We start from the raw sequence: 24198 nt of genomic DNA on the forward strand, positions 1-24198 counted from the left end.
GCGTCGTAAGCTTGCGCCGAGTAGATCATCGCTTCGTTCAAGAACAATGCCATGCCCTCCCTCAAATGCACCTGCGCGACCTTAGGATTTGGTCATCATGAGGGGCAAAGGCGGGGTACCTCCTTCGGGAGGGAGCCGTCCGGTCGTGCTGTATCGTCCTTGAGCTCAACCCCGGTCCGCCCAAGCGTCAGAGCACGCTCGATCAAGCGCGCGAGCGTACTCGCTGCCTGATCCGGATCGAGGCCGCCGGCACGAATATTCGACACGCAATTGCGTTCGGCATCGTTGCGGCCGATCTTTGGATCGAGCGTGAGATAGGCTCCGAGACTGTCGGCTGCCGATAGACCGGGTCGCTCACCGATCAGAACCACCACCATCCTGGCGCCCAGGAGAGCGCCGATTTCATCGCCGAGCGCGACTCGGCCCTGGTTGGCCAGGACGATCGATCCGATGCTGCGGCCGTTGATCCGCAGGAGCGGGATCAGAGCATCGAGCAACGGGCGTGCATTGAGTTTGGCGGCCGTGGCCGACAATCCATCGGCGACCACCAACACGATATTGGCAGGAACGCGAGGGCGTGCCGCCAAGACACTTCGCGACTCACGCGACAGGCGTCGTCCGAAATCCGGGCGCCGAAGATAGGTCGCGCGATCCGGCGCGGCGCTGTCGACCTGTATGATGTCGAGCCCGAATGCGCCAAGCGTGCTCGCCAGGGCGTCGCGGTCGAGCGCGTCGTGCACGGCATCCCGCGCCAAGGCATGCGCCATGTCGAAAGCCAGAACGGCGCTGGTCGGCAGCGCTGAGCCGGCCCGGCCAAGGCCAAGTCGAGCCGACGTGATGCCGGAGGGCAGGGGCGCCCCATCGCGGCTGACGACCGGCTGGCCGGGGCCGGAGTCGGGCTCCATCGCGCCCGCGGATCGGTCTTGCCGGGTCACGCGACGAGCATCCGGCTTTCGGGCAGGAATGGATGAGCGCCCTGCCGAGGCAGCAAGCGCCCGGTTTGGTCCGCCAATCCCATCCGCTCGAGCCAGGCGGCAAATTCCGGGGCGCGGCCAAGACCGAGCAATTCGCGGATGTAGAGTTGATCGTGAAACGATGTCGATTGATAGTTCAACATGACATCGTCGGCACCGGGAACGCCCATGATGAAGTTGATGCCCGCCGTTCCCAGCAGCGTCAGCAGGACGTCCATGTCGTTCTGATCGGCCTCGGCATGGTTGGTGTAGCAAATATCGCAGCCGATCGGCAGGCCGAGCAACTTGCCGCAGAAATGATCTTCCAAGCCGGCCCGGATGATCTGTTTGCCGTCGTAGAGATATTCGGGACCGATGAAACCCACGACCGTATTGACCAAAAGCGGCTGATAGGCGCGACAAACCGCATAGGCGCGCGCTTCGCAGGTTTGCTGATCGACGCCGTGATGCGCGTCGGCCGAGAGGGCGGACCCTTGTCCGGTCTCGAAATACATGACGTCGTTGCCGACCGTGCCACGGTTCTGGGAGCGACCGGCATCTTCCGCCTCCCGCAATAGCGCGAGTGAGATGCCGAACGAGCGGTTCGCGGCCTCCGTCCCGGCGACTGATTGAAAGACGAGATCGACCGGCACCCCGGCCTCGATCAGGCCGATCGTCGTTGTCGCGTGGGTCAGAACGCAGGATTGGGTCGGGATGTCATAGCGCGCGATAAGATCGTTGAGACGATGCAGGATGCTGCTGACGGCGGCCGGCGCATCGGAGGCCGGATTGACGCCGATCACCGCGTCGCCGCAGCCGTAGAGCAAGCCCTCGAGCGTCGAGGCCATGATGCCGCGCGGATCATCCGTGGGATGGTTCGGTTGCAGACGCACCGCCATCGTTCCGGGCAAGCCGATGGTGTTGCGAAAGCGGGTCACAACCCGGATCTTCTTGGCCACGAGGATCAGGTCCTGGTTTCGCATCAATTTCGAAACCGCAGCCGCCATTTCGGGTGTCAGTCCTCGCGCCAGCGCCGCAAGCCGCATCGGGGTGGCATGATCCGAGAGCAACCAATCGCGGAAACCGCCAACCGTCAGAGACGCGACGATCGCAAAGGCGCGTTCGTCATGATGATCGACGATCAAGCGCGTGACCTCGTCCTCCTCGTAGGGGATGACCTGGTCGAGCAGCAAGGTCTTCAGTGGGAGATCGGCGAGGCAGGATTTGGCGGCTGCATGTTCGACCGCCGAGCCAGCCGCGATGCCGGCCAGCATGTCGCCGGAGCGGAGCGGCGTTGCTTTGGCAAGCAGATCCTTCAGGTCGGAGAAGATCCAAGACTGACCGCCGAGACGATATCGATAGCTCATCGCGTCTCCGTTCCTTCGGACGACCTGACGATGGTCGAGATTGATCGCCGTAACCATAGAACGCCGTGGCCGCAAAGAACAGTCGAGCCACCATCGGAGGGTGTCTTATAAGTGTCATATCATTGACATGATGCACACGTGCCATCATTGACATCTGTCTGTCAGAAAGGCGTGATACGGCCCAAGGATTGTCATAAAGAAGGCGGCCCGCATCCGCGTTCCGCCCTTTATGAGGCGAGGGTCTCATGAAAGCTGCCTTGAAATTCACGACGTCGATTTCGGTTTTGGCTCTCTTGGCTTCGGCCCAGCTTGCTTCCGCCCAGGTTCCGGATGCGCTCGTGGCGGCCGCCAAAAAGGAAGGCCAGCTTTCGGTGATCGGCCTGCCGCACGACTGGTGCGGTTACGGTGCCATCATCGACGGGTTCAAGGCCAAATATGGTCTGACCATGAACGAGCTCAACCCGGATGCGGGATCGGGCGATGAAGTCGAAGCCATCAAGGCCAACAAAGGCAACACCGGCCCGCAGGCTCCCGACGTCATCGACGTCGGCCTCTCGTTCGGCCCGACCGCCAAGGGCGAAAGCCTCCTGATGCCGTACAAGGTCGCGACCTGGTCGACCATTCCGGCCAATGCCAAGGACGCCGACGGCGCTTGGTACGGTGATTATTACGGCGTTCTCGGCTTCGAGGTGAATGCCGACATCGTCAAGAAGATCCCGGCTGATTGGTCCGACCTTCTGTCCGACGAATATAAGAACTCGGTCGCGCTCGCCGGTGATCCGCGGACCTCGAACCAGGCGATCCAGGCTGTTTACGCCGCCGGTCTCTCGGCCGTGAAGGGCGATGCGACCAAGGCTGCCGACGCTGGCCTGAAATACTTCTCGGAACTGTCCAAGAGCGGCAATTTCGTTCCGGTCATCGGCAAGGCCGCCTCGGTTGCTCAGGGCGCAACGCCGATCGTCGTGCGTTGGGACTATAACGCCTTGGCGGACCGCGACACGCTGAAGGGCAACCCGGAAGTCAAGGTCGTCGTGCCGAAGACCGGCGTCGTCGCCGGCGTCTACGCTCAGGCAATCAGTGCTTACGCGCCGCATCCGAACGCCGCCAAGCTCTGGATGGAATATCTCTATTCAGACGAGGGGCAGATCGGCTTCCTCAAAGGCTACTGCCACCCGATCCGCTTCCAGAACCTCGTCGACGACAAGAAGGTGGACGCCGCTCTCCTGGCGAAGCTGCCGCCGGCCGAAGCCTATGCGACTGCCGTCTTCCCGACGCTCGCCGAGCAGGATGCCGCCAAGCCGATCATCACGAAGCAGTGGGATTCGGTGGTCGGATCGAACGTTAAGTAATCCACGCCGAAACCCCCGGGAGCGTCGCTCCCGGGGGCCGCAATCGAGAGCGCTGGCGCGATCCTTGCTGGCTGATCGACGCGTGCGATGCGCGCGATGATCAGGCTGGCAGTCGGCAAGCGCAGCGCAGAAATCTTGCCGCCAAGGAGCACCATGGAGCAGACTGCCGCCAGCCTGACGATGCCCGCGATCAACAGCCCGCCCGCGCGATCGCAAGCCCGGATGTCGATGGCTTGGATCGGGATCGTGCCGTTTGCGGTCTTCGCGCTTCTCTTCCTGTTGTTGCCGACCGGCTTCCTTGTCGTCGGCGCTTTTCAGGATGCTGCCGGCAATTTTACATTTACGAACATCGTCCACCTGTTTCAGCCGACGATCCTCAGCGCCTATTGGATCAGCTTCGAGATCAGCGCCGCCTCGGCGCTAGGCGGAGCGCTTCTCGGCTTCATGCTGGCTTGGGCTGTCGTACTCGGCGGCCTGCCGAAATGGCTGCGTCCGACGCTGATGACATTTTGTGGCGTCGCCTCGAATTTCGCCGGACTACCGCTCGCCTTTGCGTTTCTCGCCACGCTCGGGCGTACGGGTCTCGTCACGGCTTTCCTGAGCCAAGCCTTCGACATCAACATCTATCGGTCGGGGTTCAATATCCTGAGCTTTTGGGGGCTGGCGCTCACCTATCTCTATTTTCAAATCCCGCTGATGGTTCTGATTTTGACGCCAGCGCTCGATGGTCTGAAGACCGAGTGGCGGGAGGCCTCCTCGATCCTCGGCGCAACACGGCGGCAATATTGGACCCATATCGCGTTGCCGATCCTGTGGCCGAGCCTGCTCGGCACGACACTCCTGCTCTTCGCTAATTCGTTCGGGGCGATCGCGACCGCTTACGGCTTGACCGGGAGTTCGCTCAACATCGTCACGATCCTGCTTTACGCGCAAATTCGCGGCGACGTGCTGCATGACCAGAACCTCGGCTATGCGCTGGCGCTCGGCATGATCCTGATCACCGGCCTCTCGAACGCGGCCTATATCGTCTTGCGGACCCGCAGCGAAAGGTGGCTGCAGTGAAGAGCGAAAGGATCGGCGCCTGGATCGCCCTGCTGATCGGCGCGAGCTATTTCATCATCCCGCTCATCGCGACGTTCGAGTTCTCGCTGCGGATCAAGCGTGGCCAATATAGTTTCGAGGCCTATCGCATCGTCTTTTCGGACCCGCGCTTCCAGGCGACGTTCCTCTATTCGACGATCGTCGCGGTCGCCACGATCGTCGTGGGCGTGATGCTGGTGGTGCCGACCGCCTATTGGCTCCAATTACGTCTGCCGCGTCTGCGTCCCTACGTCGAATTCATCACGCTGCTGCCCCTCGTGATCCCGGCCATCGTGCTCGTCTTCGGTTATCTCCGGATGTATAACTCGTCGTCCTGGCTGCCGATGACCGCGAACCCCACCAGCACCAACGTGCTGCTGACCTTCGGCTATGTCACGCTGGCGCTCCCTTACATGTATCGCGCCGTCGACACGGGACTTCGAACCATCGACGTGCGGCGCTTGACCGAGGCCGCACAGATTCTCGGCGCGCGCTGGCCGACGATCCTGTTTCGGGTGATCTTTCCGAATATCCGATCCGCCATCCTCAGCGGGGCTTTTCTGACTTTCGCGATCGTGATTGGCGAATTCACGCTGGCAAGCCTGCTCGATCGGCCTGCGTTCGGTCCCTACCTCCAGTTGGTCGGGGCCAACCGCGCCTACGAACCATCGGCCCTGGCCATCATTGCCTTCTTGGTCACCTGGGCCTGTATGGGCCTGATCCAACTCTTTGCCCGCGACCGAACCCTTGCGACATCCTGATCGTACAATCCCTCGAGCGAGGCTCTCCGATGAAGTTTCTTGAAATCGACGGCCTGCGGAAATCCTACGGGACCAATCAGGTGGTCAAGAATTTCGAGATCTCGGTCGAGCGCGGCGAGTTCGTCTCGTTCCTCGGCCCGAGCGGCTGCGGCAAGACCACCTGCCTCCGGATGATCGCCGGGTTCGAAACCCCCTCGCATGGCACCATCAAGGTTGCGGGAAAAGATATCACGCATCTGCCGCCGAACGAGCGCGACGTCGGCATGGTGTTCCAATCCTATGCCCTGTTTCCAAACATGACCGTGGCGCAGAACGTGGCGTTCGGGCTCAAAGTCGCCAAGAAACCCGCGGCCGAGATCAAGACGCGGGTCGGCGAAATGCTTGACCTCATCAAACTGCCGCAACTGGCCGATCGCTATCCCTATCAACTGTCGGGTGGCCAGCAGCAGCGTGTCGCCTTGGCGCGCGCCATCGCGACCAAGCCGCAACTCCTGCTGCTCGACGAGCCGCTCTCGGCACTCGATGCCAAGATCCGCGTGTCCTTGCGGGAGGAGATCCGGTCGCTGCAGCGCGCCCTCGGGATCACGACGATTTTCGTGACCCACGACCAGGAAGAAGCCCTGTCGATGTCCGATCGCATCGTCGTATTGAGCGAGGGGCGCGTCGAACAACTTGGCACGCCGTTCGATATCTACAATCACCCGAAAACGCGGTTTGTCGCTTCGTTCGTCGGAACCCTCAATGTTCTGTCGGGCCGCGTCATCGATGCCTCGCAGGCCCGCGTGTCCATCGACGGGCAGGAGGTCAAGCTGGGTCAGTTGGTCGATGGCGATGCGGGTGCCGTTTGCACGCTGGCGCTGCGGCCAGAAGCGATCGTGATCGGTCGCGCCGAGGGGGGAGCCAACAACCTCACGGGCCAGATCGAGGACGTGAGCTTTCTGGGCGCCGTCGTCCGCATTCGGGTGCGCTTCGGTGAAAACTGGGTCGTGCTGGACACGTTCAATTCGCCCGCTTCGCCGCCGCCCGAGCGTGGTGCGACCGTCACGGTCAGCTTTTCGCCGGCCGGCCTCATTCCGCTGCAGGAGCAACGCGCCGCCTGAGATGGATCAGCGGGTCAGTCGTTCGAAAGCTTTCAGTGTCTCGTCGCTGACATGATGTTCGATGCCTTCGGCATCTCGTTCGGCGACCTCGGCCGATACACCGATGGTCTTCAGGAAATTGACCACGATCTGGTGCCGGATCCGTGCCTGATCCGCGAGCGCGATGCCGGCGGGTGTGAGATGCAGATCGCCATACCGCTGCGCCAGCACGAAGCCTTCTCGTTTCAGGCGAGACACTGTCTTGGCCACGGTGGCTTGCGTGACACCGAAGCGGCAGGCGAGATCGATTGACCTTGCCTCGCCTTTATCGGCAATGAGCGCCGCGATCATCTCGACATAATCCTCGGTCAGCGCATTGCGACGCGCTTCGCGGGTGACGCGAAAGCCCTCGGCTTGTTCCAAAACCGCCAAAGCGGGTGCGACTCTTTTGGCGGCTTGCTGCAAAACTCGATCCGATCCGAATTCTGCCTTGACATTAACACAGCTCGCCACAACATTCGACTTAGCCAAGGCTAAGATTTGGAGCGATGTTTTTGGGACGTCTTCTCGCCACCGAGATACCTGCGACGATGACGGATCGAACGAGATCGGCCATTCGTGACGTGCTGGATGGTCGCCGCGGCGGACTGCGCGCGATCATGCCGTTCGTCGGCCCGGCTGTGATCGCCTCGATCGCCTATATGGACCCCGGCAATTTCGCGACCAACATCCAGGCGGGTGCCAAATATGGCTACCAGCTTTTGTGGGTCGTGGTTGTGGCGAACATCATCGCGATGTTGTTCCAGGCCTTGTCGGCCCGGCTCGGGATCGTCACCGGCCGCAACTTGGCCGAGCTCTGCCGCGATCATTTTTCCAAACGCGCGGTATGGGGCATGTGGGGCATCAGCGAGATCGCCGCGATGGCGACCGATCTGGCTGAATTCGTCGGTGGTGCCATCGGCCTGTCGCTGCTGTTCCACATTCCGCTTCTGGTCGGGATGATCATCACGGCCATTCTGACCTATGCGATTCTCATGATCGAGCGACGTGGGTTTCGCCCGCTCGAGCTTTGTATCGGCTCGCTCGTGACCGTGATCGGGCTCTGCTATCTCATCGAAATGTTTCTTGCACCCGTCGATTGGGCAGCGGTCGGGTTTCATGCCGTCGTCCCGCAGCTTGACGGCAGCGCGCTGACGATCGCGGTCGGGATCGTCGGTGCGACCGTGATGCCCCACGCGATCTATCTTCATTCCGGCCTGACCCAGCACCGCACCAATGTCCTCAACGATGGCGACCGCGCCAAGCTGCTGCGGTTTTCCAATCGAGAAGTTGTTGTGGCTCTGACCTTCGCCGGCCTCGTCAACATGGCGATGGTCATCATGGCCTCGAGTGCATTTCACGCCGGCCATAGCGATGTCGCCGAGATCGAGACAGCCTATCGGACGTTGACGCCGCTCCTGGGTTCGGCTGCCGCCGTCATCTTCCTGGTGTCGCTCATCGCGTCGGGTATTTCGAGTTCGGTGGTCGGCACGATGGCGGGCCAGATGATCATGCAAGGCTTCGTTCGCGTGTCGATCCCGGTCGCGATCCGCCGGCTTATCACCATGGTGCCGGCCTTCGTGGTCGTGGCGATCGGCGTGAACGTCACCGATGCCTTGGTCTACAGCCAGGTCGTCCTGAGTTTCGCGCTTCCGATCCCCATGATCGCGCTCGTGATCTTCACGCGCCGCGTCGACATCATGGGGCGGTTCGCGACCGGCAGACTGGTCGGCTACGCCGCCATCGCCGCGACCGTCGTGGTGCTGCTGCTCAACGTCGTGTTGATCTTGCAGGCGTGTGGCATCGCGGTGCCGCTGCTGCCGAGCGCCTGATCGAGGCTCTCGGCCTTCAGACGACGCCATATTGTTTGAACCAGCCTTGTGCGCGGGCCCAAGCATCCTCTGCGGCCGCCTTGTGATAGCTTGGGCGATAATCGGCGAAAAACCCGTGCGGCGTATCGGGATAGACCACGATCTCGGCGGGGCTCTTGGCCCGGCTCAGCCCAGCCCGCATCTGCTCGATGAGAGCTGCGGGGATGTTGTCGTCCTTGCCGCCATACAGTCCCAGCACCGGCGTCTTGATCGTACTCACGATGTCGAGCGGGTTTTGCGGCTTGAGGGTCGATGTCGGCGAAGCCTTCCCACCAAGGATGCCGTAGAAGGCGACGGCCGCTTTCAGGTCCTTTTTGTGCGCGGCATAGAGCCAGATGATGCGGCCCCCCCAGCAGAAGCCGGTCGCGCCAAGGCGCGCGGTGTCGCCGCCGCCGCTTGCCTTGGCGAACGCCACCGTGTTGTCAAGGTCCGCCATCACCTGGGCGTCCGGCACGTTCGGGACAATCTCGGTGACGATCTTTTGGATGTCGGCAGTGCTCGGATCACCCTGGCGGGCGTAGAGTTCCGGCGCAATCGCGTAATAGCCGAGCTTGGCGAAGCGGCGGCAGACATCCTTGATGTGTTCGTGAACCCCGAAGATTTCCTGGATCACCAGCATGACCGGAAATGGGCCGGGGCCGGACGGCATCGCCCGATAGGCCGGGATGTCGACCCCGAGCGAAGGCACCTGAACCTCGCCGGCCACCAAACCATCGGAGGAGGTCGTGATGGTCTGGGCCGAAACCGGCTGCACCGCCAGTGCGAATCCAAGCGCCAGGCTGGTTTTCAGGAAGGCGCGGCGGCCGCCGTCTGTGGCCGAAGAGTTCGTCGGGTCATCGCTCATGAATCATCCTGTCGAAAGGCATCGGCCGAGCCGCCGCATCGACCTTCTAAACGAGGATTGTGTCAGATCGCCGGACCGCCTGTCATCCTCGGCGTCAGTCCGGTTCCGACCCTGGCGCAAGCGTGACCTTAAGACCGTCGAGATCGGGACGCATCAAGATCTGGCAGGAGAGGCGGGAGTTCGGCTCGACATGCGGCGCCTCGTCAAGCTTATCCATCTCTTCATCGGTGGGCGGGATGAGGACGGCGGACCAGTCCGGATCGACATAAACATGGCAGGTCGCGCAGGCACAGGCGCCCCCGCATTCGGCTTTGATCCCGAGATCCCAGTCACGTATAATCTCCATGACGCGCCAGCCCTCGAGAGCCTCCACCCGGTGCTCAAAGCCCGCATGGTCGACGACCCGGAGCGTCAGCGTTGCGTCGCCATCGGAGCCTTGGTCACCACCGTCGCGATCGAGAACCTGCGCGTCGGTCAAAGCGCGCGTCGTGTCCAGGCGCGCGGCGTTCCGTCCCGCGTTTCGGGTCCGAACCCAGGCTGTCCAAACGTGGTCATGAACGGGCTTTTGCCGCTGCGGATCGCCTTCAGGGTAGGCTCGTTGTCGATCTCGAAAGCATCGAAGCCGCATCGGGCCATCAGTTGCAACTGATCCCACAACACGTCTCCGACAGCGCGCAACTCACCCTCGAAACCGTGCTCACGCAGGAGCGCGGCTTTCGAGAAGGCACGACCATCGCCGAACTTCGGGAACGCAAGAGCGATGACCCAAAAGCGAGGCAGGTCTTGGATGATGTCGTCGATCATCTCGCCGGCTTCCAGCACAAGACCGACCGGTTGATTGGCACCCTGCAACGTGTCGCGTACGGCCTTCCACTGCGCCAAGCCGAAGATGAGGCGCGCGCCTTGCGGGGCAGGGAGATCCGCAGACGCGGCTTGCCACTGATTGTCGATGAAGGCGCCGTTTTTGTATAAAGCCATCAGATCCCCGCCCCGCCACTGACGACCCCGAGGTGGATGCCGCATTCGGTTTTGGACTTACCCCGCCAACGGCCGGCTCGCGCGTCTTCGCCCGGCTTCACCGGTGAGGTGCACGGAATGCAGCCGATCGACAGGTAGTTCTTGGCGACGAGCCGATGCCGGGGCAAATCATGCGCGTCGAGATAGGAGAGGATGCGGGTGGCCGACCAACTCGCGAGTGGGTTGATCTTCGTCCGTGTGCCTTCGGCCTCGAACAGCGGCAGCGCGGCCCGCGTGTCGCTTTGAAACCGCTTGCGGCCCGTGATCCAGGCGTCGAAGCCGTCGACGGCGCGGCCTAGCGGCATCACCTTGCGGACTTCGCAACATTGGTCGGGGTTGGTCGACCACAAGAACGTCTCGGGGTCGAAGGCGGCGATATCCTCGGGCGTTGGTGAAAAGGCCTGGACGTTGGTGAGGCCGAGCAAGGCCACGAGTTCGTCCCGATAAGCCAGAGTCTCGGGGAATAAGTGACCCGTATCGACGAAAATGACCGGCGTCGCCGTGTCGATGGTCGAGACCATATGGAGCAAGACAGCCGAGTCCGCCCCAAAGCTCGACACCAATGCGATGCGGCCGGGATACAGGTCCTGGATCGCGAGCCGCAGGACTGCGCGCGCGTCGAGAGCGACGAAACGCTCCTCGAACCGTGACGCAGCCGTGTAGTCGCCGAAAAGACTGACGTCCAAAACGCCCATGGGACTAGATTCCTGCGCCCGTGTCTTTTTCGTAGAGCGCTTGCTTAAAGGGAGCCATGCCGACGCGGCGGAACGCCGTCAGGAACGTCTCGGATTTGTCGTGCCGCAGCCCAAGATAAGTGTCGACCACCGTCTCGACGGCATCGACCACGTCCTCGGACGAAAAGCCTGGGCCGGTCAGATCACCCAGCGAACATGTCTCGTCGGCGGTCCCGCCAAGCGTGATCTGGTAGGTTTCGACGCCTTTGCGCTCAAGACCAAGAATGCCGATGTGGCCGACGTGGTGATGGCCGCAAGCATTGATGCAGCCCGAGATCTTGATCTTGAGATCACCAACCTCGATGGCGCGAGCGCCTTCGCCGAACCGCTCCGAAATCCGTTGCGCCACAGGGATCGAGCGGGCCGTCGCCAGCGCGCAATAATCGAGACCGGGGCAGGCGATGATATCGGTCACCAAGCCGACATTCGGGGTCGCGAGACCAACGGCCTGTAAGGCATCGTAGATCACCGGGAGATCGTCGAGAGCGACATGCGGCAACACGAGATTCTGCTCATGCGTGACCCGCAATTCGTCATAGGAATGCCAATTGGCAAGATCGGCAACGGCTTCCATCTGCTCCGCCGTCGCGTCCCCCGGAATGCCGCCGATCGGCTTTAGCGAGATCGTCACGATGCCGTAGCCCGGCACCTTATGGGGCGTGACATTGGTGTCGACGAAGGCCGCAAAACGCGCATCTGCTGCGCGCCGCTTGGCGGTCGCGGGTGCGTCGGCGGTGCGCGACTCGAGCGGCGGCAAGGCGAAATAAGCCGTGATGGCGTCGATGTCGGCTTGCGGCAACGTCAGTGGATGATCTGGACGGCGCGCGAACTCGGCCTCGACGGCCTCGCGCATCGGCTCCAGGCCCTTCTCGTGAACCAGGATCTTGATGCGCGCTTTGTATTTGTTGTCGCGCCGCCCCTCGAGATTATAGACACGCACGATCGCATCGACATAGGCGAGCAAATCGGCTTCAGGCAGGAAGTCGCGAATGTTCTTGGCCACGAAAGCGGAGCGACCCTGGCCACCGCCGACGAAGACGCGAAACCCGATTTCTCCCGCCTCGTTCCGTACCACTTGCAAGCCGATGTCATGCACCTGAATAGCCGCGCGATCGCTCGGGGAACCGGTCAGCGCCAGCTTGAACTTGCGTGGCAGAAACGAATATTCGGGATGCAGCGACGACCATTGCCGGAGAATTTCGGCGTAGGGGCGGGGATCGACGATCTCGTCGGCGGCCGCACCGGCGAACTGGTCGGCCGTCACGTTGCGGATGCAATTGCCCGAGGTCTGGATGGCATGCATCTCGACCGTCGCGAGCTCGGCCAGGATATCGGGGCAATCGGCGAGCGCCGGCCAGTTGAACTGGATGTTTTGGCGCGTCGTGAAATGCCCAAAGCCCTTGTCGTAGCGCCGCGCGATGTGGGCAAGCTTCCGCAATTGGCGTGACGACAACACACCATAGGGGATGGCGACGCGGAGCATGTAGGCATGCAGTTGCAAGTAGACGCCATTCATCAGGCGATGCAGCTTGAACTGATCTTCCGTCAACTCACCGGCAAGGCGACGTTCCACCTGGTCGCGAAATTGGGTGACGCGTTCGGAGACGAATTGGGCGTCGAATTCATCGTAGCGATACATCGTTCTACCCGCGATCTGATGCTGACGATCCGTCTGTCGACAGAGCGATGGACGATTTGCCGTGTTCGGGGTGAATGGTCGGGCCTTCGGCGCGGATTGCCTCACGCAGCCGGACGGGCGCCATCACCCCGTTCTTCTCGACGACCTCAATCACATAGGCATCGACCACGATATTCCGGCCTTCATCCTGCTTGGCGGCCGAGAGCGCGCCCTCTGCCTCGGCCGAGGTGGGCAGGACTTCGGCAAGCCGAAGATGATCGACCCAAACCGCGCCAGCGCCACGAAACACCACGATACCGTCGCGCAATCTACTGGCCGTGATGACGTGAGCCATGGTCGGTCCTTGCTGTCCGGCGAGATGAGCCATGTCGCCGCGCTTGTTTTGCATAAGTCTAAAGGAGGCAACAACCCCGATCCATCGAATATAACAATCCCAATCTCGATTGCGAGATCATTTTTAATAACAAAAAATATTTGTATAATTAGAGCGTGCCTTGGAGGCCGGCGGTCAAGACCAGTCGACGCGCCTCAGCTTGCGGGTCGTCGCAGCCGCAGGGTTGCGAGCGCCACCGCGCATGCATTGGACACGTTCAAGCTCTTGATCGCGCCCGGCATGTCGAGCCGTGCCACGACCTCGCACCGCTCACGGGTGAGCCGACGCAAGCCCTTTCCCTCGGCGCCGAGCACCAGCACCAGAGACGACGACGGTTCGACGTCTTCGAGCGGTTGGGTACCTTCGGAATCGAGGCCGACGATCTGGAAGCCCCGCTTGGCGAGGCTGTCGAGGGCGCGCGCGAGATTGACGACATGAACGACCGGCACGTGTTCGAGCCCGCCCGATGCGCTTTTCGCCAGCACGCCGGTCATATCGGGCGCGTGGCGCTCCGTCGTGATCATCGCGGCGACATCGAAGGCAGCGGCTGTCCGCATGATGGCGCCGACGTTATGCGGGTCGGTGATCTGATCGAGGACCAGCAGCGTGCCGATATCGGGCACGTCGCTGATGTCGAGATCGGCCAGGGGACGCGCCTCGACGACGACGCCCTGGTGCACCGCATCACGCGGCATTTTGGCGTCGAGATCGGCTCCGGTGAAGATCTCCGGCGTGATCCCGCGCGCCTCGAGCTCCGGGGCGAGCCGTTCCGCTGCCGCTTCGGTGGCCGACACCCTGAGAATCTTGCGGCCTTCTGACCGTAATGCTTCCTGTGCGGCGTGAAAGCCCCAGATCAGCGTCAACTCGGGCGTGGCACGGAGACGCGCCGTGGCGGTCTTGTAGGAGCCCGATAAGGGTGAGGCGCGATGCGGGGCCGAATGGTCTCGCTCGCGGCCGGGTCGTCCCGCTCCGGGCGCCGTCATGGAGGAGGGACTGGTTGGTGGCTGTCTCGGCCGTTTCATGACATTCGTCCATCGATGCGCCCTGATGATTTGGATGGGCGCGCGTCTGACCGAGATCTACAGGACGTCGCGGGCGATTGAAACGTCGGCCGACGCGAACCGTCATCATCACGCGCATTCATAAGGCGTTCAGCGCGATGAACTTAGGATCAAGCCATGACGTCTTTGGTTCGCATCATGGGGGCGGCACTGACGCTCGGGGTCGTGGGTCTGCCACACGTGGCTCAGGCCACTGAGACACGTCTCCGGACGTGTCTGTCGGCGGGGGAAACTCGCGAAACTCTGCAGACCATGAAGCTTTTGCCGCCCTATCGCGCTGTCGAAGAGGCAGGACGGGGGATGCCGGGCGAGTCGGTCGGCATCAAGCTCTGCCGTCTGAACCAACAGATGGTCTACGACGTGACGATTCTGCGGCATGACGGGCATCTCGTTCACATGCTGGTCGATGCAACCAATGGGACGTTGATGCCGCCCCGCCCAGGATCGTGATCAACATCGAGAGCCTGAATGAAGCCTGGACAATAGGAAAGGGTAGCCGGTGCGTCTTCTTGTGGTCGAGGACGATAAGGATCTGAATCGTCAGCTGTTCACGGCCCTCGAAGGCGCGGGCTATGCGGTCGATCGCGCTTACGACGGCGAGGAAGCTCAATTTCTCGGCGAGACAGAGCCCTACGACGCCATCGTGCTCGATCTCGGTCTGCCCAAAAAAGATGGTGTCTCGGTCCTCGAGGCGTGGCGCGCGGCCGGACGGTCAGCTCCTGTGCTGATCCTCACGGCGCGCGATCGCTGGAGCGACAAGGTGCGAGGGTTTGACGCCGGTGCCGACGATTATGTCGCCAAGCCCTTCCATATGGAAGAGGTTTTGGCGCGGCTTCGGGCACTGCTCCGGCGCTCGGCGGGTCACGCCACGGCCGAACTCGTGAGCGGATTGGTGCGGCTCGATACCCGCGCCAGCCGCGTGCTTGTCGACGGCAATCCCGTGAAGCTGACGTCGCATGAATATCGTCTCCTCTCCTATTTGATGCACCATGCGGGGCGCGTCGTCTCGCGTGCGGAGTTGGTCGAACATCTCTACGATCAGGATTTTGATCGTGACTCGAATACGATCGAGGTGTTTGTCGGTCGGCTCCGCAAGAAACTTGGTGTGGACTTGATACAGACCATGAGAGGGCTCGGATATCTCGTTGAGAATGCTGAACTTTCTGAACAAGCCGCAAAAGCCGGAGCGGGTGGCGGTCCAACCGGCAAGCGTGGAGCCTGAACGGCTGACGCGGCCGCGGTCGCGTGTCGTCGGATGGTTCAGCCGTCGATCGATCGCGACCCGCCTGTTCATGTCGTCGGCGTTCTGGAGCTTCTTCATTCTCCTGATCTCCGGCATTACGCTGAGCGAAATCAATTTTCACGCCGCCGAACTCGACTTCGACGAGAGGCTCGGCGTGTATCTTCGGGCGTTGATCGGGGATGTCGCGGCGGCGGGCGACGAAGGGCATGGGGCTGGGCAACTCGGCGAACCAATGTTCGAATTGCCGCTCTCGGGTTGGTATTGGCAAATCACCCGGCTTGATCAAGCCAAGCCGGATATCCGTGCCTCGAAATCCCTGTTTGCCGAACGGCTTCCGCAATTGGCCGATACCGGCGCGCCCATCACGGCCGGCGGCATTCGCAGGGGCTATGCGATCGGTCCGGATGATCGGCGATTGCGGATCGTCGAGCGTTTCATCGATGCGGGTGACGATGGCCGGTATCTGGTTCAGGTCGCGGCATCCCCGGAAGAAATGTCGGCCGATATCGACGGTTTCAACCTGGCGCTCGGACTGACGTTCGGGGTTCTCGGGCTCGTGCTTGTCGGCTCGACGGCCGTCCAACTTCGCTATGGCCTGCGGCCGCTCCGGCGAATTCGGGACGGTGTCGCGGCGATCCGGCGCGGCGAGGCCGAGCGGATCGAGGGCCGCTTCACCCCGGATCTCGCGCCGCTCGCGGGTGAGTTGAACCTCCTGATATCGTCCAACCGCGAGATCGTTGAACGCGCGCGGACGCATGTCGGAAATCTGGCCCATGCGCTGAAAACGCCACTTAGCGTGCTGGTCAACGAAGCCGATGCTCAGACGTCTGGCGGGTCCCAGGATCTCTCCACCCAGGATCTCGCCGCTAAGGTTCGCGAACAAACCGGTGTCATGCGCGATCAGGTCTCGTATTATCTCGATCGGGCTCGTGCCGCTGCGCGCGTCAGCGTGATCGGCACCGTCACTGAGGTCAAGCCCACCGTCGATGCGCTCGTCCGCACCTTCGGCAAAATCTATCGCGACCGGGATCTCGCCTTCGAGGTCACGGTTTCTGATAGTCTGCGGTTTCGCGGTGAGAAGCAGGATTTCGACGACCTGATCGGCAACTTGATCGACAACGCCGGCAAATGGGCCAAGCGCGAGGTCCGCGTCAGGGGCGAGGCGGCCCAAGATGACCGCGATGGCATTACCTCCGACATCGTGCTGATGGTGGACGATGATGGCCCCGGATTATCCGCTGATGTGCGCGACCTTGTGACGCGACGCGGGCGCAGGCTCGATGAGACTAAGCCGGGTTCGGGATTGGGCCTGTCGATCGTGACCGATCTCGCGGCTGCCTACGGGGGCGGCCTCACACTTCTCGACAGCCCGCTCGGTGGTTTGAGGGCTGTGCTCCGCTTGCCGGGGGCCGGCTGAAGCCTTAAGGCTCGACAGAGTTTCGCCTCCATGCCGCGCAAGGCACCGATCGGCGGGCTGTGACGGGGTGGATACATGCGGGTTCTGTGGGCAGTGGGTCTGTGTCTGGCGGCGGGTCTGGTTAATGCGGGCTGCTCGATGACGGGAGGCGGGAATTCCATTTCGGCCGCGACCCCGCCCGTGCCGGCTGCGCCGCCGCCGATCATGTATGGCACTTTCCTCGATGGTCCGGTCGGCTCCAAGCTCAGCCAGGCCGATCGGGACAAGGCTCTCGCGTCCGAGCAGGATGCGCTCGCGTCTGGGCAGCGAAAGACCTGGAAGGGCGAGCACGGCCTGTTTGGATTTGTCGAACCCGCGCCGGGAACTCCAGCATCCGCGATCGTGAATGTCAGCGCGCCGGGCGGCGCCGCTCCCGCGACGGCCGACTCCTGCCGCGCCTTCACGAGCACGATCTTTATCGCCGGTCGTCCGCAGGTCGGCCATGGCACGGGGTGCTCGAACCCCGACGGAACCTATCGCATCACGAGCTGATCCAAGCGGGCGATTTGGGTCGCTCGATCGGTGCATGCCTCGGTTTAGTTGAGTGGAGTTTGCGGTCGGTATGGTCTGGATCGTCTTCGCGTTGATGACCGCCGCCGTGGTGCTCTGTCTCGTCTGGCCGTTGGCGCGTACCGCTTCGTTTGCCCGTGGCAGGTCGGTCGATGTCGCGTTTTACCGAAGTCAGCTTGGCGAGGTCGACGACGACATCGCGCGGGGGCTCGTCAAGGCCTCCGAAGCAGATGCAACGCGAGCCGAGATCGCCCGCCGGTTGCTCCTCTCCGATAAGCGGCCAGAGCCTTCCGGCCCCGATGTCGGCTTCCGCAAGCGACGACTTGTTGCTGTCGTGGCGTCCGTCGTGCTGGTCCCGGTTTTGGCGATCGGCCTGTATGTTCGCGTTGGTCGTCCCGAGCAGCCGGATATGCCGATCGCCTCACGCGCCGCAGCTTCTTCGTTCGATCTTGCCGCTATTATCCCGAAGATCGAGGCTCGTCTGGCTGCCGATCCCAACGATGGGCGCGGCTTCTCTCTCATCGCTCCCATCTACTTTAAGATGGGCCGTTACGACGATGCGGCCCGCGCCTATGCGGCGGCACTTCGGATCCTTGGTGAAAATGCCGAGCGCCGCGCCGCCTTGGGGCAGGCGTTGGTGATGGCGGCCGACGGCGTCGTTACGGCCGAAGCGCGCGCCGCCTTCGACAAAGCGCTGAGCGACGATCCGACATTGCCGCAGGCCCGGTTTTTCGTCGCGGCCGCGACCGAGCAGGATGGAAACCGCGCCGATGCTTTGATCCTGTGGCGCAAACTCGCGGCCGACGCGCCGCCGGGCGCACCGTGGCTGGCGGCGGTGCAGGGTCATATTGCGGGTCTCGAAACGGCGGCCGTGGCGGGGCCCGCGACCCCGATGGCACGCAATTCCGAGGTTCCAGCAACGCCGGCCGGCGCCGTCATCGCGGCTTTGCCGGCCGATCAGCAGCAAGCCGCCATTCGCAGCATGGTGGATGGCTTAGCGGCGCGCCTTGTGCAAAACGGTCGCGATCCCGAGGGCTGGCTGCGTCTCGTGCGAGCCTATAGTGTGCTCGGAGATGCCAACAAGGCACGGGAGTCCCTCACCGAGGCCAGAAAGGCTTTGAGTGAGAATTCGGCTGCCCGAACCAAGCTCGACAATCTCGCCCATCAACTCGGACTGGAGGGATAAGGGTTTGACCAGGAAGGGGCGTCGTTTGGCCATCATCGGCGCTGCGGGCGGTGTGCTCGCCATCGCGTCCGGGCTCGTGCTGTACGCGCTTCGCGACAGTATCGTGTTTTTCTATGGCCCGACCGACCTCGTCGAGAAGATGCCTCCGCCCGGGACCCGCCTTCGCATCGGTGGGCTTGTCGAAGAGGGATCAATCGTCCGGCTCGGACAATCCAGTCTGACCTTCATGGTGACCGATCTGAAACGCGACGTAAAAGTGAGCTATACCGGGCTGCTGCCGGATCTGTTCCGCGAAGGGCAGGGCGTCGTCGCCGAAGGTGTGCTCGACGCTGCGGGCGGCTTTCGCGCCGATACAATTCTGGCCAAGCACGATGCCACCTATATGCCAAAGGATGTGGCCGACAGCTTGAAGCGGCAAGGCGTGTGGCGCGGCGACCAGAAGGCCGCGAGCGCCAGCAGCGGCGAGGTCGCGAAGGCTATCCCATGAGCGCGCGCAGATGATCGTCGAAACCGGCCATTATGCCCTTGTTCTGGCGCTTGCGGTTGCGTTGGTGCAGTCCGTCCTGCCCATTTGGGGCACGCGGCGCGGCGATGCCGGGTTGGCGGGTGTGGCGGCGCCGGCAGCCTGCGTTCAATTCGTTCTGATCGGCTACGCTTTCGTGGCGCTCGTCTACGCCCATGTCACGTCTGATTTCAGCCTCACCAACGTGGTCGAGAATTCGCTGTCGACCAAGCCGCTGATCTACAAGATCTCCGGCGTCTGGGGGAACCACGAGGGCTCGATGCTCCTGTGGGTGTTGATCCTCGCGGTGTTCGGCGCAGCGGTCGCGACGATGGGCCGTGGCATGGCCGACGATCTCCGGGCCAACACATTGGCGGTTCAAGCCTGGATCGCCTCGGCGTTTTTGCTGTTCATCCTCTTCACCTCGGATCCGTTCGCACGACGGTTGCCGGCACCGTTCGAGGGGCAGGATCTCAATCCCATCCTGCAGGATCCAGGGCTGGCGATCCATCCGCCGCTGCTCTACCTCGGCTATGTCGGCTTTTCGATCGTGTTCTCTTTCGCGGCGGCGGCGTTGATCAGCGGCCGGCTCGATGCTGCCTGGGCCCGCTTCGTGCGCCCCTGGGTCCTTATCGCCTGGGGTTTTCTGACTCTCGGGATCGCGATGGGCTCCTACTGGGCCTATTATACGCTCGGCTGGGGCGGGTTCTGGTTCTGGGACCCAGTCGAAAACGCCTCGCTCATGCCGTGGCTGGCCGGAACCGCGTTGCTGCACTCGGCGGCCGTCATGGAAAAGCGCGAAGCCTTGAAGATCTGGACCGTGTTTCTGGCGATCCTCACCTTCTCGCTGTCGCTGCTGGGCACCTTTCTGGTGCGTTCGGGCGTGCTCACCTCGGTACACACGTTCGCGACCGATCCGACCCGCGGTGTCTTCATCCTGGCGATCCTGACGGTTTTCATCGGCGGCTCGTTGGCGCTCTACGCGTGGCGCGCTCCGACGTTACGGCAGGGTGGTTTGTTCTCGCCGGTGTCGCGCGAGGGCGCGCTGGTGTTTAACAACCTGCTGCTGACCACCTGCTGCGCGACCGTGTTGACCGGCACACTTTATCCGCTTGCGCTGGAATCGTTGACTGGCGAGAAGATTTCGGTCGGGGCGCCGTTCTTCAACCTGACGTTCGGCCCCATCTTCGTGCCGATCCTGCTGGCGATGCCGCTCGGCCAGTCGCTGGCCTGGAAGCGCGGCGATCTCGTGGGCGCGGCGCAGCGGCTGATGGTGGCTGCGGCGCTCGGTTTTGCACTGGCGCTCGTTCTGGCGACCGTCATCAAAGGCGGCCCGGTGCTGACCGCGATGGGGGTCGGCTTGGCGCTCTACCTCATCATCGGAGCCTTTGCCGAGATCGCCTCCCGCGTCGCCGGTCGTGGTGTTCCAATCGGAGTTATGCTGTCGCGCGCCGTTGGCTTGCCACGCTCGGCTTGGGGGACGGCGCTGGCGCATGCAGGCATCGGTGTCACCCTGATGGGTCTTGCCGCGACCGGCTGGGGCGTTGAACGGGTCGTCGCGGTCAAACCCGGCCAGACGACGGATCTTGGCCCCTATACCGTAACGATCCGCGACCTGCAGACGCGGCAGGGTCCGAACTATAGCGAAGTCGCGGTCCCGATCGACGTGCGGAGCGGCGGTGTGCTCGTGACCACGATCGATCCGTCGAAACGCACCTTCCCGGTACGCCAGATGAGCGTGACGCAGGCCGGTATCGCCACGATAAATCTCGGTCAGGTTTATATCAGCCTCGGCGATCAGCATGACGATGGCTCGATCGACGCCCGGATGTTTTGGAAACCTCTGGTCACGATGATCTGGATCGGCGCACTCATCATGGCGCTGGGTGGCGCCGTGTCCCTGTCCGACCGGCGGCTTCGCATCGGCTTCGCGCGCCGCGCGGCGCGCGCGCATCCCGCCCCGCTTGCCCCACAAGCGGCCGAATGATGCGGCGTCTGCGGCTATGGTTGCTCTACGCGCTTCTGGCGCTGCTGCTCGTGCCGTCGCTTGCCCATGCGGTGCAGCCCGACGAAATTCTGCCGAACGCCGCTTTGGAGGCGCGAGCCCGCGACCTCTCGTCCGAACTGCGATGTCTCGTCTGCCAGAATCAATCGATCGACGATTCAGCCGCGACCCTGGCGCGCGATCTGCGCCTGCTGGTCCGTGAGAGGCTCGTCGCCGGTGATAGCGACCAACAGGTCCGCGATTATCTCGTGGCGCGTTACGGCGACTTTGTCCTGCTGAAGCCACCGTTGCGGCCCGAGACGGCGTTATTATGGGGCATGCCGTTCTTGCTGCTTCTGCTCGGGGCAGGCGGCCTGCTGATGGCGCGGCGACGACATGCGCCTCTTGCCGAACCGCCGCTGAGCGACGCCGAGCGCGCCGCACTGAGCCGTCTCGTGGAGCCGCCCTCGGTTTAGGGGCGGGGCTCGCTCGCGCTGCTTCCGTCATCACTCGCGAGTCGATCGAGATTGGCGATGAGCCGCGACAAGAGCGAGACGAATTCGGCCTCTTCCGCCTCGGTGAAGCCGCTCATAGCCTCACTGTTGCCTCGGAACAGAGCCGTGACTGCGGTCGGCATTCGTGTTTTTGCGACCTCCGTCATCACGACGCGTTGGCTGCGGCCATCGGTCGGGTCAGGCGTGCGCTGGACAAGACCGTCCCGCTCCATGCGGGCAAGCATCTGCGCCATTGGGGGCTGCTCGACCCGAGCAAAGCGGGCGAGATCACGCTGCGTGCTCGCCTGACCATTCTGAAGTGCGACCAGCACCGGAACTTGGCCGACGCCGAAGCCGAGCGGCTTGAGGCGAGCCTCGCTCAGGCGGGCAAATCCGCGCGCCGCCAGAGCGATCAGGTGGCCCGGCGTCGAGAGTACATCGAGGTTCATCGACCATCTCCTGTTGCCGATACTCTTATATAGACGTACATATGTATATCGCGTTTGCGATCATGCCAAGGAGAGAACCCGATGGACCATGCGATCGAGACCATCAAGCGGATATATGAGAGCTTCAACGCGCGCGATATCGACGCCGTGCTGGCCGTGCTGGCCAATGATGTCGCCTGGGCCAACGGGATGGACGGCGGTCACGTTCATGGCCGCGAGGCCGTGCGCGCCTACTGGACACGCCAATGGTCGATCGTCAGTCCACATGTCGAGCCCGTCGGCTTTGAGACGATGGCCGATGGCTCGATCTTGGTCGAGGTTCGGCAGTCCGTTCGCGATCTGGAAGGAAAGCCGCTCCAGGATCAAACCCATGGGCTGACCGATAAGATGGTCGGCCATATCTTTCGTGTCGCCAACGGAATGGTCACGTCTTTCGACATCCGGAGCGAGGCATAGTCTCCCGCTATCCTGCTCGATCAGCGAACCGTTTCTTACGAAGATTTCACGCGACGGAAATGGTCGCGTAAGCCGCGCTACTCCATGTTGCCTTCATAAGCACGACACGCAAGGCGTGCTTCGGATCAGCCCGAGGAGTTCAACAATGACACAGCCCGGCCAAATCAATCCCCTGCAGGGATCGGCGTCGACCTCTGCTTCCCGCGCCCCCCGCACCCGTCTTCGTGCCGCCCTTCTGGGCGCCGTCGCGGTCATCGCGGTTGGCGGCGTCGCGGCCGAGACCACTTTGATGAGCGTCGCGCCCGTTCACGCAGCGCAGATTGCGCCGGAAGCCGCGCCCGCACAGATCGCGCCCGGCTCGTTCGCCGATGTGGTCGACCGGGTCAGCCCCGCGGTCGTGTCCGTCAAGGTCAAGATCACCGAGGCCGACGATAGCGACAGCGACAACAGCGCTGGCAACAATAACCAGCGCGCGATGCCGAACATCCCGAAAGACGACCCGCTGTACCGCTTCTTCAAGCAGTTCGGCGAGGGGCAGGGTATGCCGCACGCGCATCCGCGCACCGGCATGGCGCAGGGTTCGGGCTTCTTCATCTCGAAGGACGGCTATGTGGTGACCAACAACCACGTCGTCGAAAATGCCACCGACGTGCAACTGACGCTGAACGACGGCACTGTCGTCCCTGCGACGGTCGTCGGTACCGACAAGAAGACCGATCTGGCCCTGCTGAAGGCCAAGACCGGCGACAACTACCCCTTCGTTCCCTGGGATGACCACACGCCTCGCGTCGGGGATTGGGTGATCGCGGTCGGCAACCCCTTCGGCCTCGGTGGCACGGTGACGGCCGGTATCGTGTCGGCGCGCGGCCGTGACATTGGTGCCGGGCCCTATGACGATTTCCTGCAGATCGATGCGCCAGTGAACCGCGGTAATTCGGGCGGCCCGACGTTCAACACGCAGGGTCAGGTCGTGGGCGTCAACACCGCGATCTTCTCGCCATCCGGCGGGAGTGTCGGTATCGGCTTCGCGATCCCGGCCGAGGTCGCCAAGGACGTCGTGGCCTCGCTGAAGGCCAATGGGTCGGTGGCGCGCGGTTGGCTCGGCATCCAGATTCAGCCGGTCAATTCCGACATCGCCGACAGCCTCGGCCTGAAGGACACCAAGGGCGCGCTCGTGGCCGAGCCGCAGAAGGGTTCGCCGGCATCGAGCGCTGGCATCAAGTCGGGTGATGTCGTGACGGCCGTCAATGGCGACATGATCGACGGACCGCGCGAGTTGTCGCGCAAGATCGCCAATATGGGACCCGACAAGAAGGTCGATCTCACCATCTGGCGCGATGGCACCAACAAGGTGGTCCCCGTCACGCTCGGCAAGTTGCCGGCCGATAAGGAGGCCAAGGCCGAGGTTCCGGCGCAGGACGACAAGGCCGAGATGACCTCGCTCGGGCTGACCTTGGTGCCATCGTCGGTGGTTCCCGGCGGCAGCAAGGAAGGCGTCACGATCGCCGAAGTCGATCCGGACGGCATCGCGGCTCAGAAGGGTCTCAGCGTCGGCGACGTAATCCTTGAGGCTGGCGGCAAAGCGGTGTCGAAGCCGTCTGAAATCACGGCCGCCTTCTCGGCTGCGAAGAAAGACGGCCAGAAGGCTCTGCTGCTGCGCGTGAAAAGCGGTGATTCGATCCGCTTCCTGGCTTTGGCCACGAAGTCTGTCGGCTAAGCCGACGGCCCGCCACGTCTAGGCCGGTGGGTAG

At 62.8% G+C, this 24198-nt stretch carries 26 protein-coding genes; 15 read left to right on the plus strand and 11 right to left on the minus strand.

Going from position 1 to position 24198, the window contains the following annotated elements; genetic code table 11:
- Positions 1 to 95 precede the first annotated feature (95 nt).
- Together eutC and EY713_RS14310 are read right to left on the minus strand one after the other, a co-directional pair.
- Complete coding sequence (gene eutC / locus EY713_RS14305; RefSeq protein ID WP_245572731.1) at positions 96 to 935, minus strand: ethanolamine ammonia-lyase subunit EutC; 840 nt, start codon at positions 933 to 935, stop codon at positions 96 to 98.
- Entirely contained in the window at positions 932 to 2320 is a 1389-nt protein-coding gene (locus EY713_RS14310) for an ethanolamine ammonia-lyase subunit EutB (RefSeq protein ID WP_131115901.1), read from the minus strand. The genes eutC and EY713_RS14310 overlap by 4 nt, the downstream gene beginning before the upstream one ends.
- A gap of 245 nt (positions 2321 to 2565) precedes the next feature.
- Here EY713_RS14310 and EY713_RS14315 point away from each other — a divergent pair, with 245 nt between their 5' ends.
- The 4 genes from EY713_RS14315 to EY713_RS14330 all read left to right on the plus strand — a co-directional run bounded on the left by EY713_RS14315 (position 2566) and on the right by EY713_RS14330 (position 6610).
- Positions 2566 to 3669, plus strand: coding sequence for an ABC transporter substrate-binding protein (locus EY713_RS14315; RefSeq protein WP_131115903.1), 1104 nt, complete (start codon positions 2566 to 2568; stop codon positions 3667 to 3669).
- A 180-nt stretch (positions 3670 to 3849) separates the two neighbouring features.
- Positions 3850 to 4731, plus strand: a complete 882-nt coding sequence (locus EY713_RS14320; RefSeq protein WP_227401674.1) for an ABC transporter permease — start codon at positions 3850 to 3852, stop codon at positions 4729 to 4731.
- The gene (locus tag EY713_RS14325) at positions 4728 to 5510 is read left to right on the plus strand and encodes an ABC transporter permease (protein ID WP_131115907.1); all 783 of its coding nucleotides are present in this window, start codon (positions 4728 to 4730) and stop codon (positions 5508 to 5510) included. Before EY713_RS14320 ends, EY713_RS14325 begins: the two co-directional genes overlap by 4 nt.
- 29 nt (positions 5511 to 5539) lie before the next feature.
- Positions 5540 to 6610: an ABC transporter ATP-binding protein gene (locus EY713_RS14330; protein ID WP_131115908.1), complete on the plus strand. Its 1071-nt coding sequence runs from the start codon at positions 5540 to 5542 to the stop codon at positions 6608 to 6610.
- Positions 6611 to 6616: 6 nt separating this feature from the next.
- Here the strand turns inward: EY713_RS14330 and mntR are convergent, their stop codons facing one another.
- The gene (gene mntR, locus EY713_RS14335; protein ID WP_131115910.1) at positions 6617 to 7054 is read right to left on the minus strand and encodes a manganese-binding transcriptional regulator MntR; all 438 of its coding nucleotides are present in this window, start codon (positions 7052 to 7054) and stop codon (positions 6617 to 6619) included.
- A 125-nt stretch (positions 7055 to 7179) separates the two neighbouring features.
- Between mntR and EY713_RS14340 the strand changes: the two genes are divergently transcribed.
- Entirely contained in the window at positions 7180 to 8460 is a 1281-nt protein-coding gene (locus tag EY713_RS14340; protein ID WP_245504100.1) for an Nramp family divalent metal transporter, read from the plus strand.
- A 16-nt stretch (positions 8461 to 8476) separates the two neighbouring features.
- Here the strand turns inward: EY713_RS14340 and EY713_RS14345 are convergent, their stop codons facing one another.
- The 7 genes from EY713_RS14345 to rlmB all read right to left on the minus strand — a co-directional run bounded on the left by EY713_RS14345 (position 8477) and on the right by rlmB (position 14128).
- Entirely contained in the window at positions 8477 to 9343 is an 867-nt protein-coding gene (locus tag EY713_RS14345) for a dienelactone hydrolase family protein (RefSeq protein WP_131115914.1), read from the minus strand.
- Positions 9344 to 9437: 94 nt separating this feature from the next.
- Positions 9438 to 9758 (minus strand): 2Fe-2S iron-sulfur cluster-binding protein, encoded by a 321-nt coding sequence (locus tag EY713_RS14350; protein ID WP_227401676.1) that lies wholly within the window; start codon positions 9756 to 9758, stop codon positions 9438 to 9440.
- Between the two features lie 59 nt (positions 9759 to 9817).
- On the minus strand, positions 9818 to 10321 hold the full coding sequence (locus tag EY713_RS14355) for a DUF934 domain-containing protein (RefSeq protein ID WP_131119744.1): 504 nt from the start codon (positions 10319 to 10321) through the stop codon (positions 9818 to 9820).
- Positions 10321 to 11055 carry a phosphoadenylyl-sulfate reductase gene (locus tag EY713_RS14360; protein ID WP_131115918.1) on the minus strand — a complete coding sequence of 245 codons (735 nt, stop codon included), beginning with the start codon at positions 11053 to 11055 and terminating at the stop codon, positions 10321 to 10323. The genes EY713_RS14355 and EY713_RS14360 overlap by 1 nt, the downstream gene beginning before the upstream one ends.
- A gap of 4 nt (positions 11056 to 11059) precedes the next feature.
- A complete protein-coding gene (locus EY713_RS14365) occupies positions 11060 to 12733 on the minus strand; it encodes a nitrite/sulfite reductase (RefSeq protein ID WP_131115920.1) in 1674 nt (557 codons plus the stop codon).
- 4 nt (positions 12734 to 12737) lie between these two features.
- Entirely contained in the window at positions 12738 to 13067 is a 330-nt protein-coding gene (locus tag EY713_RS14370) for a DUF2849 domain-containing protein (RefSeq protein ID WP_131115922.1), read from the minus strand.
- Between the two features lie 194 nt (positions 13068 to 13261).
- The gene (gene rlmB, locus EY713_RS14375) at positions 13262 to 14128 is read right to left on the minus strand and encodes a 23S rRNA (guanosine(2251)-2'-O)-methyltransferase RlmB (protein ID WP_245572732.1); all 867 of its coding nucleotides are present in this window, start codon (positions 14126 to 14128) and stop codon (positions 13262 to 13264) included.
- 156 nt (positions 14129 to 14284) lie between these two features.
- Here rlmB and EY713_RS14380 point away from each other — a divergent pair, with 156 nt between their 5' ends.
- From EY713_RS14380 to EY713_RS14415, 8 genes are all read left to right on the plus strand, one after another.
- Positions 14285 to 14617: a PepSY domain-containing protein gene (locus tag EY713_RS14380; RefSeq protein ID WP_131115924.1), complete on the plus strand. Its 333-nt coding sequence runs from the start codon at positions 14285 to 14287 to the stop codon at positions 14615 to 14617.
- A 49-nt stretch (positions 14618 to 14666) separates the two neighbouring features.
- Positions 14667 to 15389, plus strand: a complete 723-nt coding sequence (locus tag EY713_RS14385; RefSeq protein ID WP_131115926.1) for a response regulator transcription factor — start codon at positions 14667 to 14669, stop codon at positions 15387 to 15389.
- 70 nt (positions 15390 to 15459) lie between these two features.
- Positions 15460 to 16827, plus strand: coding sequence for an ATP-binding protein (locus EY713_RS14390; RefSeq protein ID WP_245573017.1), 1368 nt, complete (start codon positions 15460 to 15462; stop codon positions 16825 to 16827).
- A gap of 75 nt (positions 16828 to 16902) precedes the next feature.
- Positions 16903 to 17358, plus strand: coding sequence for a hypothetical protein (locus tag EY713_RS14395; protein WP_131115930.1), 456 nt, complete (start codon positions 16903 to 16905; stop codon positions 17356 to 17358).
- A 70-nt stretch (positions 17359 to 17428) separates the two neighbouring features.
- Complete coding sequence (ccmI, locus tag EY713_RS14400) at positions 17429 to 18562, plus strand: c-type cytochrome biogenesis protein CcmI (RefSeq protein ID WP_131115932.1); 1134 nt, start codon at positions 17429 to 17431, stop codon at positions 18560 to 18562.
- 4 nt (positions 18563 to 18566) lie between these two features.
- Positions 18567 to 19049, plus strand: coding sequence for a cytochrome c maturation protein CcmE (gene ccmE / locus EY713_RS14405; RefSeq protein ID WP_131115934.1), 483 nt, complete (start codon positions 18567 to 18569; stop codon positions 19047 to 19049).
- Between the two features lie 10 nt (positions 19050 to 19059).
- Positions 19060 to 21051 carry a heme lyase CcmF/NrfE family subunit gene (locus EY713_RS14410; RefSeq protein WP_131115936.1) on the plus strand — a complete coding sequence of 664 codons (1992 nt, stop codon included), beginning with the start codon at positions 19060 to 19062 and terminating at the stop codon, positions 21049 to 21051.
- A complete protein-coding gene (locus EY713_RS14415; RefSeq protein ID WP_131119747.1) occupies positions 21051 to 21524 on the plus strand; it encodes a cytochrome c-type biogenesis protein in 474 nt (157 codons plus the stop codon). The genes EY713_RS14410 and EY713_RS14415 overlap by 1 nt, the downstream gene beginning before the upstream one ends.
- Here EY713_RS14415 and EY713_RS14420 read toward each other — a convergent pair.
- Positions 21521 to 21991 carry a MarR family winged helix-turn-helix transcriptional regulator gene (locus tag EY713_RS14420; protein WP_131115938.1) on the minus strand — a complete coding sequence of 157 codons (471 nt, stop codon included), beginning with the start codon at positions 21989 to 21991 and terminating at the stop codon, positions 21521 to 21523. The two genes, EY713_RS14415 and EY713_RS14420, sit on opposite strands and share 4 nt — an antisense overlap.
- Positions 21992 to 22072: 81 nt before the next feature.
- On the opposite strand from EY713_RS14420, the gene EY713_RS14425 reads away from it, so the two are divergent.
- Positions 22073 to 22447, plus strand: coding sequence for a nuclear transport factor 2 family protein (locus tag EY713_RS14425; protein WP_131115940.1), 375 nt, complete (start codon positions 22073 to 22075; stop codon positions 22445 to 22447).
- A 145-nt stretch (positions 22448 to 22592) separates the two neighbouring features.
- Positions 22593 to 24164 carry a Do family serine endopeptidase gene (locus EY713_RS14430; protein ID WP_131115942.1) on the plus strand — a complete coding sequence of 524 codons (1572 nt, stop codon included), beginning with the start codon at positions 22593 to 22595 and terminating at the stop codon, positions 24162 to 24164.
- The last annotated feature ends 34 nt before the right edge of the window (positions 24165 to 24198 follow it).

Origin of the sequence: Lichenihabitans psoromatis (assembly GCF_004323635.1) — a bacterium.
GTDB lineage: Bacteria > Pseudomonadota > Alphaproteobacteria > Rhizobiales > Beijerinckiaceae > Lichenihabitans > Lichenihabitans psoromatis.